Origin of the sequence: Pseudonocardia sp. HH130630-07 (assembly GCF_001698125.1) — a bacterium.
Lineage (GTDB): Bacteria > Actinomycetota > Actinomycetes > Mycobacteriales > Pseudonocardiaceae > Pseudonocardia.
On record NZ_CP013854.1, the window covers coordinates 4,020,044 to 4,037,941 of the forward strand.

20 protein-coding genes and 3 tRNA genes are annotated in these 17,898 nt (G+C 71.9%); 7 read left to right on the forward strand and 16 right to left on the reverse strand.

Translation table 11 applies throughout. From position 1 onward, the window contains the following. Positions 1-158 precede the first annotated feature (158 nt). Positions 159-1,160, forward strand: a complete 1,002-nt coding sequence (locus AFB00_RS19070) for a TerC/Alx family metal homeostasis membrane protein (protein ID WP_068798362.1) — start codon at positions 159-161, stop codon at positions 1,158-1,160. Positions 1,161-1,205: 45 nt separating this feature from the next. Here AFB00_RS19070 and AFB00_RS19075 read toward each other — a convergent pair whose 3' ends face one another. Beyond that, positions 1,206-1,523: a putative quinol monooxygenase gene (locus AFB00_RS19075; RefSeq protein ID WP_068798363.1), complete on the reverse strand. Its 318-nt coding sequence runs from the start codon at positions 1,521-1,523 to the stop codon at positions 1,206-1,208. An 89-nt stretch (positions 1,524-1,612) separates the two neighbouring features. Between AFB00_RS19075 and AFB00_RS19080 the strand changes: the two genes are divergently transcribed. Beyond that, positions 1,613-2,596 carry a helix-turn-helix transcriptional regulator gene (locus AFB00_RS19080; RefSeq protein ID WP_068798364.1) on the forward strand — a complete coding sequence of 328 codons (984 nt, stop codon included), beginning with the start codon at positions 1,613-1,615 and terminating at the stop codon, positions 2,594-2,596. 13 nt (positions 2,597-2,609) lie between these two features. Here the strand turns inward: AFB00_RS19080 and AFB00_RS19085 are convergent, their stop codons facing one another. The 11 genes from AFB00_RS19085 to AFB00_RS19135 all read right to left on the reverse strand — a co-directional run bounded on the left by AFB00_RS19085 (position 2,610) and on the right by AFB00_RS19135 (position 12,748). Further along, positions 2,610-3,566, reverse strand: coding sequence for an asparaginase (locus AFB00_RS19085; protein WP_068798365.1), 957 nt, complete (start codon positions 3,564-3,566; stop codon positions 2,610-2,612). Positions 3,567-3,622: 56 nt separating this feature from the next. After that, on the reverse strand, positions 3,623-4,324 hold the full coding sequence (locus tag AFB00_RS19090) for a B3/B4 domain-containing protein (protein ID WP_068798366.1): 702 nt from the start codon (positions 4,322-4,324) through the stop codon (positions 3,623-3,625). Positions 4,325-4,364: 40 nt separating this feature from the next. Further along, positions 4,365-4,985 (reverse strand): LysE family translocator, encoded by a 621-nt coding sequence (locus AFB00_RS19095; RefSeq protein ID WP_068798367.1) that lies wholly within the window; start codon positions 4,983-4,985, stop codon positions 4,365-4,367. A gap of 173 nt (positions 4,986-5,158) precedes the next feature. After that, the gene (locus AFB00_RS19100; protein ID WP_068798368.1) at positions 5,159-5,974 is read right to left on the reverse strand and encodes an indole-3-glycerol phosphate synthase TrpC; all 816 of its coding nucleotides are present in this window, start codon (positions 5,972-5,974) and stop codon (positions 5,159-5,161) included. 2 nt (positions 5,975-5,976) lie between these two features. Further along, entirely contained in the window at positions 5,977-6,447 is a 471-nt protein-coding gene (locus tag AFB00_RS19105) for a hypothetical protein (protein ID WP_156819635.1), read from the reverse strand. A 195-nt stretch (positions 6,448-6,642) separates the two neighbouring features. Further along, positions 6,643-8,259 carry an oxidoreductase gene (locus tag AFB00_RS19110; RefSeq protein WP_068798370.1) on the reverse strand — a complete coding sequence of 539 codons (1,617 nt, stop codon included), beginning with the start codon at positions 8,257-8,259 and terminating at the stop codon, positions 6,643-6,645. Continuing rightward, positions 8,256-8,984: a YggS family pyridoxal phosphate-dependent enzyme gene (locus tag AFB00_RS19115; RefSeq protein WP_068798371.1), complete on the reverse strand. Its 729-nt coding sequence runs from the start codon at positions 8,982-8,984 to the stop codon at positions 8,256-8,258. Before AFB00_RS19115 ends, AFB00_RS19110 begins: the two co-directional genes overlap by 4 nt. Positions 8,985-9,012: 28 nt before the next feature. Beyond that, complete coding sequence (locus tag AFB00_RS19120) at positions 9,013-10,281, reverse strand: hypothetical protein (RefSeq protein WP_197519589.1); 1,269 nt, start codon at positions 10,279-10,281, stop codon at positions 9,013-9,015. A 232-nt stretch (positions 10,282-10,513) separates the two neighbouring features. Then, positions 10,514-11,776, reverse strand: a complete 1,263-nt coding sequence (locus AFB00_RS19125; RefSeq protein ID WP_083275655.1) for an FAD-dependent oxidoreductase — start codon at positions 11,774-11,776, stop codon at positions 10,514-10,516. Between the two features lie 9 nt (positions 11,777-11,785). Next, complete coding sequence (locus AFB00_RS19130; RefSeq protein ID WP_083275656.1) at positions 11,786-12,418, reverse strand: class I SAM-dependent methyltransferase; 633 nt, start codon at positions 12,416-12,418, stop codon at positions 11,786-11,788. 51 nt (positions 12,419-12,469) lie between these two features. Next, complete coding sequence (locus tag AFB00_RS19135) at positions 12,470-12,748, reverse strand: hypothetical protein (protein WP_068798373.1); 279 nt, start codon at positions 12,746-12,748, stop codon at positions 12,470-12,472. A 137-nt stretch (positions 12,749-12,885) separates the two neighbouring features. Between AFB00_RS19135 and AFB00_RS19140 the strand changes: the two genes are divergently transcribed. Genes AFB00_RS19140 through AFB00_RS19155 form a run of 4 tightly spaced genes read left to right on the forward strand, consistent with a single transcriptional unit; the run spans position 12,886 to position 15,127 of the window. Further along, on the forward strand, positions 12,886-13,098 hold the full coding sequence (locus AFB00_RS19140) for a hypothetical protein (RefSeq protein WP_068798374.1): 213 nt from the start codon (positions 12,886-12,888) through the stop codon (positions 13,096-13,098). Next, positions 13,095-13,655, forward strand: a complete 561-nt coding sequence (locus AFB00_RS34150; protein ID WP_068798375.1) for a DUF6879 family protein — start codon at positions 13,095-13,097, stop codon at positions 13,653-13,655. The genes AFB00_RS19140 and AFB00_RS34150 overlap by 4 nt, the downstream gene beginning before the upstream one ends. Further along, on the forward strand, positions 13,655-14,515 hold the full coding sequence (locus AFB00_RS19150) for a helix-turn-helix domain-containing protein (RefSeq protein ID WP_068798376.1): 861 nt from the start codon (positions 13,655-13,657) through the stop codon (positions 14,513-14,515). The genes AFB00_RS34150 and AFB00_RS19150 overlap by 1 nt, the downstream gene beginning before the upstream one ends. 21 nt (positions 14,516-14,536) lie before the next feature. After that, positions 14,537-15,127: a DUF5753 domain-containing protein gene (locus tag AFB00_RS19155; RefSeq protein ID WP_068798377.1), complete on the forward strand. Its 591-nt coding sequence runs from the start codon at positions 14,537-14,539 to the stop codon at positions 15,125-15,127. A 57-nt stretch (positions 15,128-15,184) separates the two neighbouring features. Here AFB00_RS19155 and AFB00_RS19160 read toward each other — a convergent pair. The 4 genes from AFB00_RS19160 to orn form a co-directional block, all read right to left on the reverse strand. Beyond that, positions 15,185-15,257, reverse strand: a tRNA-Lys gene (locus AFB00_RS19160). Between the two features lie 20 nt (positions 15,258-15,277). Beyond that, positions 15,278-15,350: transfer RNA gene (locus AFB00_RS19165), tRNA-Lys, on the reverse strand. Between the two features lie 81 nt (positions 15,351-15,431). Beyond that, a tRNA-His gene (locus AFB00_RS19170) sits at positions 15,432-15,504 on the reverse strand. Between the two features lie 80 nt (positions 15,505-15,584). Beyond that, positions 15,585-16,226: an oligoribonuclease gene (orn, locus tag AFB00_RS19175; RefSeq protein WP_068798378.1), complete on the reverse strand. Its 642-nt coding sequence runs from the start codon at positions 16,224-16,226 to the stop codon at positions 15,585-15,587. A gap of 72 nt (positions 16,227-16,298) precedes the next feature. On the opposite strand from orn, the gene AFB00_RS19180 reads away from it, so the two are divergent. Then, positions 16,299-17,894, forward strand: coding sequence for a helicase HerA-like domain-containing protein (locus AFB00_RS19180; protein WP_068798379.1), 1,596 nt, complete (start codon positions 16,299-16,301; stop codon positions 17,892-17,894). Positions 17,895-17,898: the final 4 nt, after the last annotated feature.

Sequence of the window (17,898 nt, forward strand, 5' to 3'; positions counted from 1 at the left end):
CCGCGGCACCCGTCCGGGCGCATCGGTGCGACCGGACGGGGCGTCGCGGGTCCCGGGGGTGTGTAGGGAAGGCGGAACGTCCCGCGTGCCCGATATGGTGCGGGCGTGACCGGCCCGGCCGGGCCGGAGCGGGTGCTCGCGAACGGGAGGGAGGCCCGGTGCTCGAGATCAGCGGGCTCGAATGGGCCATCATGATCGGGGTGGTCGTCGCGCTGCTGGCGCTCGACCTCATCCTGGCGTGGCTCAAGCCGCACAAGGTCGGGTTCGGCGAGGCGACGGCCTGGTCGGTGTTCTACGTCCTCGTCGCGATCGCGTTCGGCGTGGTCTTCGCGATGGTGCACGGCTGGGACTTCGGCACCCAGTACTTCACCGGCTACATCGTCGAGAAGAGCCTCTCGGTCGACAACCTGTTCGTCTTCGTCATCATCATGACGACGTTCGCGGTCCCGGAGGAGCACCAGCACAAGGTGCTGACGTTCGGGATCGTGCTCGCCCTCATCATGCGCGCGATCTTCATCGCGGTCGGGGCGACGCTGCTGAACCTGTTCTCGTTCATGTTCCTGCTGTTCGGCCTGCTGCTGCTCTGGACGGCGGTCCAGCTCTACCGGCACAAGGACGAGGAACCCGACGTCGAGGACAACATGGTCGTGAAGGGCGCTCGCAAGCTCTTCCCGGTCACCGAGGAGTACGACGGCGGCAAGCTCTTCAGCCGGGAGAACGGCCGCCGGGTCGCCACGCCGATGTTCATCGTGCTCGTCGCGATCGGCGGGATCGACCTGCTCTTCGCGCTCGACTCGATCCCCGCGGTGTTCGGCGTGACCCAGGAGGCCTACATCGTGTTCGCGGCCAACGCGTTCGCGCTGCTCGGGCTCCGGGCGCTGTTCTTCCTGGTCAAGGGCCTGCTCGACCGGCTGGTCTACCTGTCAACCGGGCTCGCGATCATCCTCGGGTTCATCGGGATCAAGCTGGTCCTGCACTGGGCCCACGTCGACATCTCGCCGGCCGTCCCGGAGATCCCGACCATGCTCAGCCTGGTCGTGATCCTCGGCATCCTCGCGATCGTCACCGTCGCCAGCCTGATCAAGACCAAGGGCGACCCGTCGGTCACCGCGAAGCCGGGCTCGTTGAAGGCCCGGAAGGAACGCAGCGAGCAGAACTGAGCAGGACTCCGTGGGCGCGCCGGGACCGGCGCGCCCACGGGCGGCTCAGGCGAAGCCGGGGCCACCGATCGGCGTGACCTCGATGTAGTCCGGCGGGGAGGCGAGCAGCTCCAGCACGGCGCCCAGGCCGACCTCGCCCAGGTCCCGGCCCAGCGCCGCCTCCGACGACGCGGCGTCCGACCACATCTCGGTCACCCAGACGGCGTCCGGCTCGTCCGGCGCCACGTTCACGACGTAGGCGAGACACCCGGGCTGCGCCGCCATCCCGTCCGCGACCCGGAGCAGGGCCTTCGCCAGTTCCGGACCCTGTCCCTCGACGGCCACCATCCGGACGTACCGGCCGACCCGCTCGTTCGTCTCCACGGTCGCGACCGTAGCGCCCCACCCCGACGATCCGGCGCCCGCGCCGTCGCGGACCGGAGCTGTCCGCATCAGCGGGCACACTGGGCCCCGTGATGGGGACATCGGCGCGGCTGCTGCGCCTGCTCGGGCTGCTGCAGGTGCCGCGCGACTGGACCGGCCCGGCGCTGGCCGAACGCCTCGAGGTGGACGTCCGCACCGTGCGCCGCGACGTCGACAAGCTCCGTGGCCTCGGCTACCCGGTGCACTCCACACCCGGGACGACCGGCGGCTACCGGCTCGGTGCCGGCGCCGCCCTGCCGCCGCTGCTGCTCGACGACGACGAGGCCGTCGCCGTCGCGGTCGGCCTGCGGACCGCGGCCGGCGGGACGGTCACCGGCATCGAGGAGACCTCGGTGCACGCACTGGCCAAGCTGGAACAGGTGCTCCCGCACCGGCTGCGCCGCCGGGTGGCCGCGCTCGGCACGGCGACCGCGACGCTCGTCGGCCGCGGACCGACCGTCGACGCCGACGACCTCTCCGCACTCGCCGCCGCCTGCCGCGACCACGAGCGGGTCCGGTTCGACTACACCGGGAACGACGGCACCGAGACCCGCCGGGTCGTCGAGCCGGAGGGGATCGTGCACACCGGGCGCCGCTGGTACCTGGTCGCCTGGGACACCGCCCGGGACGACTGGCGGACCTTCCGGGTGGACCGGATGCGGCTGAAGCTGCCGGCCGGGCCGCGGTTCGCGCCGCGGGACCCGCCCGAGGGCGGGGTCGCGGCACACGCCCAGCGCGGGATCTCCTCCGGCGCCTACCCCTACCGGGCCCGGATCGTCCTGCAGGCGTCGGCCGAGCAGGTCGCGGAGTGGGTGACCCCGGCCTCGGGCACCGTCACCGACCTGGGCGACGGCCGCTGCGAGCTCGCAACCGGGGCGCACAGCCTGGAGACGCTGGCGGTGTGGATCGGGTTCTTCGGCGTCGACTTCCGGGTCCTGGAGCCCCCGGAGCTGGTGGAGCACCTGGACGCCGCGGCCGCCCGGTACGCCCGCGCCGCCGCCGCGTCCCGGGTGCCCGGCGGCGGGGACCGGTGATCCGGTTCCCGGTTCAGCGGGGCGCGAGCCGCACCGCGCCGACCGGCCGGCCGTGGCCCAGCACGTCGGCCCGGCCCGCGGCGTCGAGCTCCGCGGAGCCGGCGCCCCATCCGGTCAGGACGTCGGCCGCGATCACCGGCAGCGGTCGCGGCGAGCCGTCCAGCACGGTGACCGCGAGGGCCCGGCCGTCCGGCAGCGCCGCGGCGAGCACGCCCTCGGCGCCGTCCTTCGCGATCAGTCCGGGAACCGCCTCGGCGATCCCGGTGACCGGGCGCCCGGTCCCGCCGACCCACCACGGGTGCGCCCGCACCGCCGCGCCGACCCGGCCCTCCGGCGTCGCGGGATCGGCGACGGCGATCCGGGCGAACGCCGTCGCCAGCCCGGCCGGGGTGGAGTCGAACAGCGGCGCGCCGCAGCCGTCCACCGTGGTGATCGCCGGGGCGACCCCGGTGAGGTCGGCGACGGTGTCGCGGACCAGGCGCTGCAACGGGTGCTCCGGGTCCCGGTAGCCGGTCGTCGGCCAGCCGGCGGCGACGCACGCGGCCAGCATCGCGGCGTGCTTGCCCGAGCAGTTCTGCAGGATCGGCGCGGGCACGGCACCGGCCGCGGCGTCGGCGGACAGCGGCAGGTCCGGGGTGTTGTCCAGGTCGTCCTCGGTGAGTCCGGCCCCGCCCAGGATGCGCCGGACGCCCTCGACGTGCCCGGCCTCCCCGGAGTGCGACGCGCAGGCCAGCGCCAGCAGCTCGCCGTCCAGGTCGAGGCCCGCCCGCAGCAGCGCGACGGCCTGCACCGGCTTGAGCGCCGAGCGGGGCAGGAACCGGACGCCGGGGTCGCCGCGGCCGGTGATCCGGCCGTCGGCGTCGAGCACGGCGACCGTGCCCAGGTGCACCGACTCGACCGTGCCCTCCCGGTCCACGTACGCCAGCGGTACGGCGGCGGTCAGGACGGGCGGGGTGTTCGCTGCGGTCACGGCGCGGACGGTACGTCAGCTCGCCCGGACGCCGGGACCGGGCGGGTGGCCCGCGGTCAGGGGGAGGGGACGGCCGCGACCGGCTCGCCGCGGGTCAGCGGCTGCGGCGGGAGCAGGATCCGCACCCCGGGCCCTACCGCGCCCTCGATGTCGCGGGCCGCCGCCAGGACGTCCTGCGCCGCCGTGGCGTGCAGGGCCTCGATCACGATCAGCGCCCGCCGGGTGGCCGGCCGCACCGCGGACGTGGCGGCCTGCCGGTTGGTCCACCGTCGCGCGTGTGCCCGCCCGCCGTCGTCGACGAAGACGACCTCGCCCGCCGGCGGGGTCTCCACCTCACCGCCGAACGTCTCGTACCGCTCGGTGCCGTGCGCCGGCCGGACCCCCAGGTCGCCCTGGACCTGGTCGAGGTCGAACGCGGCGACCGGGACGGCGCGCGCCACCGACACCGCGTTGCAGAGATCCACCAGCGGGTGGATGTGCGGCAGCGCGCGCTCCTTGGACACCCGCCGCAGCAGGGCCTCGGACGCGCAGCGGTACTGCGTGGGCTTCAGACCCATGCGCTGGAACGCCCGGCGCCATGCGGAGATCTCCGGCAGCTCGCTCGGAGCGCCGCCCGCGAGCCGGCCGAGACCGGTCTCGACGAGGGCGGCGGACACGGACGGGTCGCCGGTCATCCCGTCGACGCCGTCGATCGCGAGCACGGCCGCGGCCAGCTCGGGGAACCGGTCCCAGATGGTGCCGTCGTGGGTGAACTGCACGGGAGTCTCCGTCTCCGACGATCCGGTCGCCCGGCCGGCGTCAGGCGTTGCTGGTCAGGGCGAGGGTGGCACCGAGGCCGAGGAAGGTGCCCGCGAAGGTCCGCCGGATCCAGGTCATCACCCGCGGACGGCTGATGACCTGATCGCGCATGGCCGCGGCGAATCGCCCGTAGACGACGAAGACGATCAGGGTCAGCAGCATGAACACCAGGCTCAGTTCGATCATGTGCCAGGTGACGGCGGGCTCGGCCGGATTCACGAACTGGGGCAGGAAGGCGAGGAAGAAGACCGTCAGCTTGGGATTCAGCAGATTGGCGAGTATCCCGCCGATGACGACCCGCAGCGGACTCCGGACCTCCTCGCCCTGGCCGGGGTCGAGTCCGACCGCGCCCGATTCGCGCAGCGTGGCCCATGCCATGAACACCAGATAGGCCACACCCGCCCACTTGAGAACGGTGTACGCCCACGGACTCGTGTGCAGCAGCGCCGCCACTCCACTGATGGCGAGTGCCATGTGCGGAACGATTCCGAGCGTGCAGCCGACGGCGGCGACGGTACTCGCCCGGAAACCCCGGGTCAGCCCGGCCATGATCGTGTAAACGACACCGGTGCCGGGTGTGGCGACCACGACGATCGATGTGATCCAGAATGCTACGGACATCGCCCGTCCTCGGAGTAGGGGTCAGTACGCGCAGTGTAGCCAGATCGTCCGGATGGAGATCACACCCGACTCGTCGTACGGCTCGGTGTGCTGTTCGTCCGATTCCGGGATGGCGCCGGACGTCATGCGCGGACGGTGTTCGTGCATCAGGTCCGGGTATCCCGATCGGATGCCTATTCGTGCACCGGATCACCGGACGTGACAGGACCGGGTGTCAGTAGACGCTCGGTCGCGAGACGTATGTCCGTGCTGCGCAGCAGACTCTCGCCGACGAGGAAGGATCGGACGCCCACCTCGGCGAGGCGGTCGAGATCCGCGCGCCGTGCGAGCCCGCTCTCGCCCAGCAGGGTGTACCCGGCGGGTATCCCGGTGGCGAGTTCCTCGGCCGTCCGCAGCGATGTCCGCAACGTGGTGAGGTTCCGATTGTTGATCCCGAGCAGACGGCTCCGCATCCTCAGGGCCCTGGCCAGCTCGGCGGCGTCGTGCACCTCGACGAGCACGTCCATGCCGAGCCCCAGGGCGGTCCGTTCGATCCGGTGCGCGGTCTCGTCGTCGACCAGGGCCAGGATCACGATGACGCAGTCGGCGCCACCGGCCCGTGCCCGGAGGACCTGGTGCTCGTCGAGGTAGAAGTCCTTGGCCAGCACGGGGAGATCGACGGCGCGCCGGACCGCGCGGACGTGGTCGATGTCCCCCTCGAAACTGCGCCGATCGGTCAGCACCGACAGGCACGACGCTCCTCGCGCCCGGAAGTCCCGGGCGATCTGCGCCGGATCGAACACGTCCCGGATGCGCCCGGCCGACGGGCTCGACTTCTTGATCTCGGCGACCAGCGCGAGCCCGGACCCGTGGCTGTCGTGCTCCAGCCGCGCCCGGAACCCGCGAGGCGCGTCCGCCGAGTCGATCGCGGCACGCAACGCGGACTCGGGCTCCCTACGCTGCAGCTCGGCGATCTCCTCGTGCTTGTAGGCGTGCACCCGCTCGATCATGTTCACGTGCCGGCCCTCCGCAGGGTCGAGGACGGAGGGGAGGGGGCTCCCCGGAGAACCGGTCCGGTGGGTTCGAACGACGTCGCGTCCCGCGCGTACGGGGTCCGGTCCGGCAGGTCGACGGACAGCTCACGTCCGAACAGGTGACCGCTGTGCACGGCCGCGGCGATGGTGCCGTAGGCGAGACAGTCACCGATGCGGTGCACCGCCGGGCCGCCGCCAGCGGTACGCCGCTCGAGCTCGTGGGCCAGGTCGTCGTCCGGGACCGCGCCGGTCACCAGGAGCACGGCGTCGGCCGGAACGTGCCAGGTGCGTCCGGTGTAGACGCACGAGAGGACGGCGCCCTGCCCGTCGGTCCCGGTGAGCACGGTGGAGAGGTGTACGGCCGTGCAGGTCTCCAGCAGCCGCCGGTGGATCCGGGAGTGCTCGCCGGTCAGCCGGGTGTAGCCCGCCGAGACCGGTTCCGGCGTCACGAACCGGACCCGCGCTCCCCGGCGCCGGAGCACCTCGACCAGCACACTGAGCCTTTTTCAACCTGCCGTTCCGGCAGCTCAGGGGCCTGGTTGTGTGGGTGCAGACGCCGAGCTGGCGAGCCGGTGACCTGTGCAGCTGTGGTCAGAGCAGTTGCGCTGCAACCTTCGCGATCTCCTGACGCAGAAGCTCGCTGGTCAGGTTGAAAAAGGCTCACTGCCCATGTAGTAGTGGTCGTCGTCGAACAGCAGGACGTCGCCGTCCGGTACGTCGCCGTCCATGAGGTCGTCGGGTGTGCAGATCCGTGGCCCGGCGGCCGGGTCGGCCGGCCCGGTGATCGGGGTCGAGCGGTACCGCCCGATCCCGTCGGCCCGCCATCGCGCGCCGGTGGCCAGCACGATCGACGTGACGTCGGCCGCGAGTGCGTCGTCGGCCGTGATCCGGTTCGCGGGTGCCGGGACGACGTTGCGCATCGCCCGGATCCGGCCCAGGCGCCACTCGTGCACCCGGGCCCACTCGCCGAGACCGGGCAGGCGGCACTCCCGCCGGCTGCGCCCGCCCAGCTCCGTGTCCGCATCGACGAGCAGGACGTCGTAACCCCGCTGCCCGAGGGTGCGTGCGGCCTCCAGCCCGGCGGGCCCGGCACCGACGACGAGGAACGAGTCGCCGGTGCTGCGGGACGGGACGAACTCGGGATGCCAGCCACGGCGCCACTCCTCGCCCATCGTCGGGTTCTGGGTGCACCGCATGGGGACCCCGGCCTTGTCCCCGGCGACACAGATGTTGCAGCCGATGCACTCGCGGATCTCGTCGAGACGGCCCGCCTCCGTCTTCGCCGGCAGGAACGGATCGGCGATGGAGGGGCGGGCTGCTCCGACGAGGTCGAGCACGCCGTGCCGGATCATCCGGGCCATCATGTCCGGCGAGGTGAAGCGCCCGACCCCCACCACCGGCTTCGACGTGACGCTCTTGACGAACCGGACGGCGTCCTCCTGGGCCCCCGACGGGCCGAAGCGTGAGGTCTGGCCGTCCTCGGCGAACGACTGCAGATTGACGTCCCACAGGTCGGGCAGCTCGGCGAGCATCTCGACCACCGCGCGTGGCTCCTCGCGGTCGGGCCCCTCGGGGGCCGGGAGCGCGTCCACCCCGAACCGCAGGGCCACCGCGGCCCGGTCCCCGGCGACGTCCTTGGTCTCCTCGATGATCTCGCGGAGCAGGCGGACCCGGTTCTGCAGCGAGCCGCCGTACTCGTCGGTGCGGCGGTTGTGTTCCCGGGAGAGGAAGAAGCCGGGCGTGGTCATGTCGTGGCCGGCGTAGACGTAGACGATGTCGAAGCCGGCCGTCACGGCGTTCTCCGCGGCACGTCGGTACCACCGGCGCAGGTCGACGATGTCGCGGCGGGTCATCGTCCGGGCGTGCACCGGGAACACCCCGCGGGTCGGCCGGCCGGTCGGCGCCAGCGGCACCACCCTGCTCTCCAGGTTCGCGACGTGGAATCCGTTGTGCGCCAGCTCGATCGCCGCGAGAGCGCCGTGGCGGTGGATCCCGGTGACGGCGTTGGCCAGGTAGGGGACGTCCTGCCGGTCCCACAGGCGCAGCTCCCTGCGATGGGCACTCGAATGGTGGATGTCGCACTGCTCGGTCGACACGACGCCCCACCCGCCCTCCGCCTTCACCTCGCGCATGCCGGCCATCGCGCTGGGGAACGCGCGGCCCATGCCGTTGCAGTGCGGAACCTGGTAGAAGCGGTTCCTGGTCCGGACCGGCCCGATGTCCAGGGGCTCGAACAGGCAGTCCAGTTCGGGTGGTCTCATCGGTGCGCGCCCGTTGCGGCCGGCCGGTCCGACGGCGGCACGCGCGGCCCGAAGACCGCCGACCCGACCCGGACGTGCGTGGCGCCCTCGGCGATGGCCACGTCGAAGTCGCCGCTCATCCCCATGGAGACGACGCCGAGGCCGTTCCGCCGGGCGATCGCGGCCAGCGACCGGAAGTGGGGACGGGGGTCGGTGCCGTGCGGCGGGATGCCCATGATCCCGTCGACCGCGAGACCGTAGTGCCCGCGGGCACGCTCGATCAGGGCGTCGGCCCGCTCGACCGGGCACCCGCTCTTCTGCTGTTCACCCCCGATGTTGACCTGGACGAGCATCCGTACCGCTCGCCCCTGAGCGTCCTGTTCCCGGCCGAGCGCCGCGACCAGCTTCTCGCGGTCCACGGACTCGATCACGTCGAAGGACCGAACGGCGTCGCGCACCTTGTTCGTCTGCAGCGGGCCGATGAGCCTGAGCTCACGCGGCAGGGCGGGACGGACCCGGGGCCACTTGGCGGCCGCCTCCTGCACCCGGTTCTCGCCGAACACCCGGTGTCCTCGGGCGACGAGATGACCGAGGACCTCCGGGGCGACCGTCTTCGACGCCGCGACCAGGGTGACCTCGTCGGGCGACCGGCCGGCTCGTGCACAGGCGGCGTCGATCGCGGCGAGCACCCGCGCGTACCTCCGGTCCAGGGCCGCCAGCGCCTCGGTGTCCGTGTCGTGGGTCATCGCGACCGGGACCCGGTCCGGCCGGGGCTCACAGCGGCCGCGGTTCGGGTAGCAGGTTGCGCCACTTGTCCATCGGGTCGCCCGCCGCCGAGACCTGCCGGATCACTCCGTCCCGCCCGACGAGGACCTCGGGCGCGGGGGGCACGTTGAGGAACTCCATGTGCTGGGTGGCGCAGTACGCCCCGACATCGAGGATCGCGAGGTGACAGGTCCCGTCCACCCCGTCCGGCACGGGGTACTCGCCGGGCAGCACGTAGTCGTTGCGCAGGATCGTCCGTCCCCGGATGCTGGCGGGCCTGCGGTCCAGCAGGTCGTGCGCGTCGCACCGGAGCGGGCGGAACCCCGCGTCCAGGAACATGACGTTGTGGCGTCGCTCGCGCAACTGCGCCGACGGCATCAGCATGCGGGAGCCGTCGGTGACGACGATGTCGGACACGGGGCTCGACAGGACCGGGCGCTCGATCTTGAGGAGCAGTGCACCGATGTCGGCGAGGACGTCGCGGGCCGGCTCGAACAGGAACCGGACGTGCTCGGGAACCCGGTACCGGTCGGAGATCCGGCGCAGCGCCCGGAAGTACTCGTTCCAGTCGAAGTGCTTGTCCTCGTCCTCCCACGCCTCGTACACGAATCCGTGTCCACCGGCGAAGTTGACGGAGTCCACGCGCGGGAAGTTCGCCTGCATGATGCCGAACAGCGTCTCGATGATATTGATCATCTCGTCGCGGGTGTTGCCGCTGCCGGTGTAGACCTCGAAACACTCCAGCCGTCGGCCGTGCCGCTCCAGCAGCCGGGCGAGTTCGTCGAGCTCGCCGTACTTGATCCCCGGTTTCCCGCTGCCGAGGCTGTCGATCCGGGCACTGATCGAGGGTGATCCGAGACGCAGGGCGGTCTCCACCTCGTTCAGGCTCGACAGGAACGTCGGATGGCCGGCCCGGCTCCAGTAGGCCAGCTCGTCGTCGCCGACGTGTCCCGGCGAGACGATGAAGTCGTCGAAGCCGTGCCGGAGTGCGAGTTCGTGTTCGTTGGGCAGTTGCAGGAGCAGCCCGACAGCCAGATCGCGGAACGGGGCCAGCACGTGCGGATTGGAGTTCGGGAACAACGGCACGTAGAGCTTCACCCGGTCACCCAGACCGGCGTCCCGCGCCGCTCCGGTGATCCGGTCGACATTGCGTCGTAGCCGTTCCTCGCTGTAGACGAAGGTCGGCGTGCCGACGGCTCGTGCTATCGACGAGAGATCGCAGTTCGACACCCATGACGTCTCGTAGTTCGGCGAATAGACGGCCGGTGCAGTGTCCATGAGCACTCGCATCTTCCGAAGGATCGGGGCGGGCCGCTCGTCGAATGGAGAGCCCGAACATCGAGTTCGGTTCGCCCCGCTGCGGGTGAGGACGATAAGTACTTTCCGGCGCAAGAGGCAATGCGGCGAGCCGCAGTGCACTCGTATGTCGCATACGCCGGCGGGAGCGCGGTGACGGGGGCGCGCGGGCGGGGCCCGTACCGGGCGGAGCCGCCCCGGCGCGGTACCGGGATCAGGTCCGGCGGGTCCCCGTCCCGGGCGCCGGACCCATTCCGAGCGCCCTGGCCAGCTCCGGCGTGGGGTGCACCGGCACCGGGCCGTAGGCGTTGCGCCGGGCGGAGCGGCGCCGGACCGCGGGCAGCCGGGTCAGCAGCTGCAGGAACCCGGGCGGCGTCATCGGCCGTCCCCGCTCCCGGGCCCGTGCGACGGTGCGTTCCACCCGTACCTGCTGGTCCTGGACGGTGACGATCGCCGGCTCCCGCTCGGCCTGCACCGCGGCGAGGACGTGGTCGCCGGGCGCCCCCGTGCGCAGTGCGGGGACGAGGTGGCCGGCCGCGGCGAGCGCGTCCTGGGCGGCCATCAGGATTCCGTTGCCGCCGACCGGGGAGATGACGTGCGCGGCGTCGCCGAGCAGCAGCAGGCCGGGACGGTGCCAGACCGGCACCCGGGAGATGTCGACCGACAGCAGGGTCGTCGCGTCGAAGCCGGTGATCAGGTCCACCCGGTCGGCCAGCCAGGGCACCCGCTGTGCGATCTCCCGGCGCACGGGGCCGATGCCGGCCTCGCGCAGCGCCGGGTAGCCGCCCTTGGGCAGTGACAGCCCGACCTGCCAGCGGCCCGGCCCGCCGATCAGGCCGACGTAGTGCCGCTCGCCGAAGTAGAGGTCGACGTCGGCGTCCGCCGGGTCGCCGTCGCGGTGGGGCAGCGCGCACCACAGCAGGTCCGTGGTGGCGCCCTGGGACCGCGCGGTCATCCCGGCGAGCGTGCGGACCCGGGAGAACCGTCCGTCGGTACCGACGACGAGATCGGCCGCGATCTCGGTGCCGTCCCGCAGCCGGACGCCGCGGACGGGGTCCCCGGCCGTGCCGGAGCCGAGCAGCCCGTTCACCGCGGCGCCGGTGCGCAGCGTGAACGACGGCAGCTCCGCCGCCCGTCCGGCGAGGAAGTCGAGGAACCGGGCCTGCGGCATCAGCGCGACGTAGTCGTACGGGGTGTCGAGCAGGCCGTAGTCGGACGTGGTGACGGTCCCGCGCGGCGTGCGGAACCGGAACTGGCGCGCCCGCACGTGCGGAAGGTCCAGCAGGGCCGCGGCGAGCCCGAGCCGGTCGAGCAGCTCCAGGGTCCACGGGTGCAGCGAGTCGCCGCGGAAGTCCCGGTCGAAGTCCTGGTGGCGCTCCAGCAGGGTGACCGGCAGTCCGGCCCTGGCCAGCAGGTAGGCCAGCAGCATGCCGCCGGGTCCGCCGCCGACGACGACCGTGCGTCCAGGGGTGTCCACCCCCCGATGTTAGCTCGCTGAGCGAGTGTCTCGCTCGTCGAGAGAGTTGAACTGCGGGAGCGGTCGCCGGCACAGGAACGTGCGGGCCGGCGGCGGGTTGCGCCACTCGGTCGCGGTCTCCACGACCTCGTCGAAGTGCGTGTCGAGCAGGTCGCGCAGGTCCCGGACCCGGTTCGGCAGCGCCATCCAGGTGATGATCATGCTGAGCACGCCCTGCGGGGTCAGCCGCCGGGCGATGACGCCCATCACCTTCAGGCGCAGGGTCTGCGGGAAGACCGCCCACGGCAGGGTGGAGACGAACGCGTCGACCGCGCCGATGCCGGCCTCGTCGAGGATCCGGTCCAGGTCGGCGACGTCGCCCTGCACGACCTCCAGCCACGGCTTGTGCCGGCGCAGGTGGGCGACCAGCTCCGGGTCGATCTCGACGGCGAGGTACCGCGCGTCCGGCCCGAGCCGGTCGCGGATCGGCTCGGCGAGCACGCCGGGCCCGGCACCGAGCTCGACGACGACGCCGTTCGTGCCCATCGGCACGACGCCGGCGAGCTGCCGGCAGAGCCGTCTGCCGGTGAGGAACGGGGTCGCGAGCTGGTCCATGCGGGAGAAGGACCGCTTGAGGAAGACCGCGTGGTCGGGGCGCGCCATGAGGACATCGTGGCGGTTCGCGGGCGCCCGGTCATGTCCGGGGGAATTGGGTCACGGGCCCGCAGGGTCCGGTGGCCCCGTCCGGCGGGTGCCGTCCGCCCGTGTCAGGTGCCCGCGGTGCTCGGCGGCGAACGACGCGGCACTGCGCCGGCGGTACACCTGTGGGTTGGCCGCGCACCGGGCGCACTCGGTCAGGCAGACGTCGCCGTGGTCGTCGGTGGGGCGGAGCGAGGTCGACAGCGGCACGCCGACCGCTCCGCAGAACTCGCACCAGCTGATCCCCGCGCCGCAGTGCGTGGTGATGGCTGACGGTGGCGCGGTATCGGGCACGGCCTCTCCTCGGATCGTGGACTGGAGAAGCAGTGGATCACGACGATGAGAATAGAACAAGACTAGATAGAGAATTACTAGACTGATTAGCGATGGTGTGTCACAGTGCTCGTCGTCACCCATCGAGAGGAGCTGCCGTGAACCTGCGCTTACTGGCGAAGGACGAGAACTCGGGCCGGGCGGGGTGCCCGTCGGTCTACATCGACGACGATGGCTGGGCCGTCGTCCAGGGACCGGAGGTCGAGACCAGAACCCGTGAAGCCCTGGTCAATCTCCTCCCCGGCGAGACCGGGGTCCGGATAGCTCCCTCCGTGCTCGCGGCTGCGGTAGCGCGGCACCGCCGGGAATGACGGAACTGCTCGACGGCGCCGACGTCGAGTCGGCCATCCGGGGGTGCAGGCGGCTGGTGTTCCGTCTGGAGACACTGCAGGTCTACCGGGGCTCCGGCGAGGACGAGTGGATCGGCGCCTTCCTGGGCGGTGCCGACAGGCCACCCCCTGATCCGGCACAGGACGGATGGGAGAGCATGCTGCGGTCCATGACTGCAGCGGGCGTCACCGTCCAGCGGGTGCACGTGGTCGTGGAGCCCCTGACCGACTACATGCGGTTCGAACTGGCCTGGGCCTATCCGCCGAACGCCAGGGCCGGCGAGGACATCCGCATCGCGGACGGTTCGGACGGATGGCCGCCGGGAGTCCCGCGGCGCGACTTCTGGATCCTCGACGACCAGGTGCTCGACGCCCACTACGAGCCCGACGGGACCTGGCGCGGAGTCTCGCCGAACAGGGAGTCGTCGGCACTGGACGACGCGACGGCGGTTCGGGCGCGGGCGTTGTCCTCGGCCGTGTCGCTGTCGGATTTCGTGCGGCAGCGACCGGACCTGGCTTCGCGGGTCCTGCGCGACTGATGGTCGGAGAGATCACGGCAGAACGGGTTCGGCTCGGAGCCGAGCTCCGCGACCTCCGTCTGCGGCACTATCCGTCGGGCTCCGCGCTGGCCCGGCGGCTCGGGTGGGGACAGCCGAAGCTGTCGAAGCTCGAACGCGGGGCCCAGCTCCCGACCGAGGCCGATCTGGACGTCTGGGTCGCCGCGACATCCGGTGACGTCGCGGACCGGGACGCGCTGGCAGCGCTGCTCGCCGACGCCCGGGCGTCCTATCGCGCGTGGGGCGACGCCTGGCGGACGCCCGCAGGGATCGTCGACGTCCAACGTGGCATCGCCGCCGAGGAGAAACGTGCATCGATGATCTGCGAGTACCAGCCGGCCATGTTGCCCGGACTGGTGCAGACGCCGGCCTACGCCCGCGCACTCCTGGCGTCGCCGGGAGGCGCAGCTCTCTTCTCAGGGAGTGAGCGCGACGTCGAAGGGCTGGTCGTCGAGCGGGTCCGTCGTCAGGAACTGCTCTACGACCGGGACAAGCGGATTCGCGTCCTGCTGGGTGAGGCCGCACTGCACACGCGGTTCGGCGACGGGGAGGTGATGGCGGGGCAGTGGGATCGGCTGCTGGCGCTGTCCGGGGTGGCCTCCGTCGAGATGGGGGTCCTGCCGTTCGAGCGACCGCACCCGCTGATCCCGGTGTCCGGGTTCTCGATCATCGACGACCGGGCTGCGATCGTGGAGAGCCTGGCGGGTGAGCAGACGCTGACCGCTCCGGCGGACATCGCGTCGTTCACCGCTGCGTTCGAGGCCGGGATGGCGAGTGCGGTCACCGGTGACGAACTGCGTGATCTTGTCCGGCGGGTCGCGGACGGTCTGCGACCCGGCTAGATCCAGGAGGTCGGGTTGGTCATGTCCGAGAACGAGGGCCCGGACGACGCGGCCACCCGTCAGCGGAGTTTCGGTGAGCGGGAGCGGGCGTCGGTCCACATCACGACCCTGGGGGCGACGATCGTCCCCGGTCTCCTGCAGACGGAGAGCTACCTGCGGGCCGTCGTCGAGGCGGGCGGGAAGGTCGTCGGTGAGCGGCTGGAGGAATGGGTCGCCAACCGGCTCTGGCGCCAGCGCGTCCTCACCGAGACCGGCCGTGAGTTCGTCCAGCTGGTGCTGCCCGGCGCGCTCCTCTGGTGCGCGGGGAGCGCGGCGGTGATGCGGGAGCAGCTTGCCCATCTCGCTGTCGCTTCCCGGCTGCCGGGGCTGCGGCTCGGCGTCGTACCGATCGGCCGGCCGGTCGACGTCTTCCCGATGCACAACATGGACCTGTACCGGCGCCGGGACGGCACGAGCGAGGTCGTCGTCGGAACCCTCGCGGGAACCGCGGTCCTCGGAGGATCCGAGGACGTCGACCGGCACGCCGAGCTGCTGGGCAAGGTCGAACGCCTCGCGGTGTTCGGCAGCGAGGCCCACGCCGTCATCGACGAGATCGGGGCGCGATACCGGTGACACCACCCGACCTCACGACGAAGGCCCACGGACACGTCCGTGGGCCTTCGCCGTCTGTGCGCCGTCAGGGACTCGAACCCCGAACCCGCTGGTTAAGAGCCAGCTGCTCTGCCAATTGAGCTAACGGCGCCTGTGTAGTTGTGTGGTGCGTGCGCCGTCAGGGAGTCGAACCCCGAACCCGCTGGTTAAGAGCCAGCTGCTCTGCCAATTGAGCTAACGGCGCATATTCTTTTTTTCTGTCGCTCACCCAGGCGGTATCGACCCGTGGAAAACTACCAGGATCGACCGCCGAGGCTGGCGACCGGGTGAGTGACGGGACTTGAACCCGCGGCCCCCTGGACCACAACCAGGTGCTCTACCAACTGAGCTACACCCACCATGCGACCTCTCCGGCCGTGGCCGGAAGCGCTGGAACAGCATAGCTCCCGGCTTTCGGCGGCCTGCGCGCGGGGCCGGATCAGCCTCCCGCAGGGCCGTCGACCTGCGCCGTCGCCGGCCCGGCCACGTCGGCGACGGCGGCCGCGGCCGCCTGCGCCTGTTCGGTGCTCGGTCCGGGCGGGGCGACGAACAACGCCTTGCGGTAGTACGCCAGTTCGCGGATCGACTCCCGGATGTCGGACAGCGCGCGGTGCGCCAGTCCCTTCTCCGGCTTCGCGTAGAACACCCGGGGGAACCAGCGCCGGGCGAGTTCCTTCACCGAGCTGACGTCGATCATCCGGTAGTGCAGGTAGGCGTCGAGTTCGGTCATGTCGCGGGCGAGGAAACCGCGGTCGGTCGCGATCGAGTTGCCGGCCAGCGGAGCCGTCCGGGCGTCCGGGACGTGGGCGCGGATGTAGGCCAGCACCATCTGCTCGGCCTCGGCGACGGTCACCGTCGCGGCGCGGACCTCCTCGGCCAGCCCGGAGCGGGCGTGCATGTCCCGCACGACGTCGGGCATCGCGTCGAGCGCCGCGTCGTCGCAGGCGATGACGACGTCGACGCCCTCGCCCAGCACGTTGAGATCACCGTCGGTGACCAGGGCCGCGATCTCGATGAGCGCATCGGAACCGAGGTCGAGCCCGGTCATCTCACAGTCGATCCACACCAGCCGGTCGGTCATCGCTGCAGACTATGTGACGGACCTGCGCGCGGCGCGCGCCCCGGCGGCCCGGGTGCCCTACGCTCCCGATCCGTGGCCGACACCGCAGACCAGAGCGCAGATCAGGCAGACCGGACCGCTGCCCGCGGCATCGCCGAGGGGTACGCCACCGACGGCGCCGCGCTGGAACTCGGCACGGTGCTCGTCGACGGTGCCTGCGACCCGCAGGCGCGGGTCCGGATCCCGCTCGCGACGCTGAACCGGCACGGTCTCGTCGCGGGTGCCACCGGCACCGGCAAGACCCGGACGCTGCAGGCGCTGGCCGGGCAGCTCTCCGACGCCGGCGTCCCGGTGCTGCTGGCCGACGTCAAGGGCGACCTGTCGGGCATGGCCCGCGCCGGTGAGCCGAACCCGAAGCTCGACGAGCGGGTGCGCGACACCGGCGACGACTGGACCCCGACCGCCTACCCGGTGCAGTTCCTGTCGCTCGGCGACGGCGGCGTCGCCGTCCCGGTGCGGGCGACGATCACCCAGTTCGGGCCGATCCTGCTGGCGAAGGTGCTCGGCCTGAACGCCACCCAGGAGTCCACCCTCGGGCTGATCTTCCACTGGGCCGACCAGCGCGGGCTGCCGCTGCTCGACACCAAGGACCTGCGCGCCGTCATCGCGCACCTGACCTCCGACGAGGGCAAGGCCGACCTCAAGGGGATCGGCGGGGTGTCCTCGGCGACGGCCGGGGTGATCCTGCGCGCGCTGGTGAACCTGGAGGCCCAGGGCGGGGACACGTTCTTCGGGGAGCCCGAGTTCGACCCGGCGGACCTGATGCGCGAGATCGAGGGCAAGGGCGTCGTCACCCTCCTGGAGCTGGCCGAGCGCTCGGCGAACCCGACGCTGTTCTCCACGTTCCTGATGTGGCTGCTCGCCGAGCTGTACGAGGAGCTGCCCGAGGCCGGTGACCTGGACAAGCCGAAGCTGGTGTTCTTCTTCGACGAGGCGCACCTGCTGTTCGCCGACGCGTCGAAGGCCTTCCTGGACCGCATCGAGCAGACGGTGAAGCTCATCCGCTCCAAGGGCGTCGGGGTGTTCTTCTGCACCCAGCTGCCGACCGACATCCCGAACGAGGTGCTGTCCCAGCTCGGCGCCCGGGTGCAGCACGCGCTGCGGGCGTTCACGCCGGAGGACCAGAAGGCCCTGAACCGGACGGTGAAGACCTACCCGCGTTCCGACGTCTACGACCTCGAGTCCGCGCTGACCTCGCTGGGCACCGGCGAGGCGATCGTGACGGTGCTGTCCGAGCGGGGCGCGCCCACCCCGGTGGCGTGGACCCGGCTGCGGGCGCCGCGCTCGCTGATGGCCGCGCTGACCGCGGACGACGTCCGGCAGGAGTCCGCGGCGTCGCCGCTGCAGGAGAAGTACGGCGAGATGGTCGACCGCGACTCCGCCTACGAGCGGCTGACCGGCCGGATCGCCTCCGGGCCCGGCGGCGACGCCACCCCGGTCGAGGCTCCGGCCCCGCCGCAGGACCCGGCCCCGCAGGATGCTCCCGCCCCGCAGCAGGAGGACTCCGGCGGGCCGGGCTGGTTGTCCAGGGTCGGCGAGTTCCTGCAGTCCCCGACCGGGCGGCAGATCACGAACACGGTCACCCGGGAGATCACCCGGAGCCTGTTCGGGACCCGCCGCCGGCGCTGAGGCG

Bases quoted from the DNA above. Each gene is read 5' to 3' on its own strand.
- AFB00_RS19095 (WP_068798367.1), bottom strand. From the start codon at position 4,985: ATGTCCGTAGCATTCTGGATCACATCGATCGTCGTGGTCGCCACACCC.
- AFB00_RS19100 (WP_068798368.1), bottom strand. From the start codon at position 5,974: ATGATCGAGCGGGTGCACGCCTACAAGCACGAGGAGATCGCCGAGCTG.
- AFB00_RS19110 (WP_068798370.1), bottom strand. From the start codon at position 8,259: ATGAGACCACCCGAACTGGACTGCCTGTTCGAGCCCCTGGACATCGGG.
- AFB00_RS19115 (WP_068798371.1), bottom strand. From the start codon at position 8,984: ATGACCCACGACACGGACACCGAGGCGCTGGCGGCCCTGGACCGGAGG.
- AFB00_RS19120 (WP_197519589.1), bottom strand. From the start codon at position 10,281: ATGGACACTGCACCGGCCGTCTATTCGCCGAACTACGAGACGTCATGG.
- AFB00_RS19130 (WP_083275656.1), bottom strand. From the start codon at position 12,418: ATGGCGCGCCCCGACCACGCGGTCTTCCTCAAGCGGTCCTTCTCCCGC.
- AFB00_RS34150 (WP_068798375.1), top strand. From the start codon at position 13,095: ATGACGGAACTGCTCGACGGCGCCGACGTCGAGTCGGCCATCCGGGGG.
- AFB00_RS19150 (WP_068798376.1), top strand. From the start codon at position 13,655: ATGGTCGGAGAGATCACGGCAGAACGGGTTCGGCTCGGAGCCGAGCTC.
- AFB00_RS19155 (WP_068798377.1), top strand. From the start codon at position 14,537: ATGTCCGAGAACGAGGGCCCGGACGACGCGGCCACCCGTCAGCGGAGT.
- orn (WP_068798378.1), bottom strand. From the start codon at position 16,226: ATGACCGACCGGCTGGTGTGGATCGACTGTGAGATGACCGGGCTCGAC.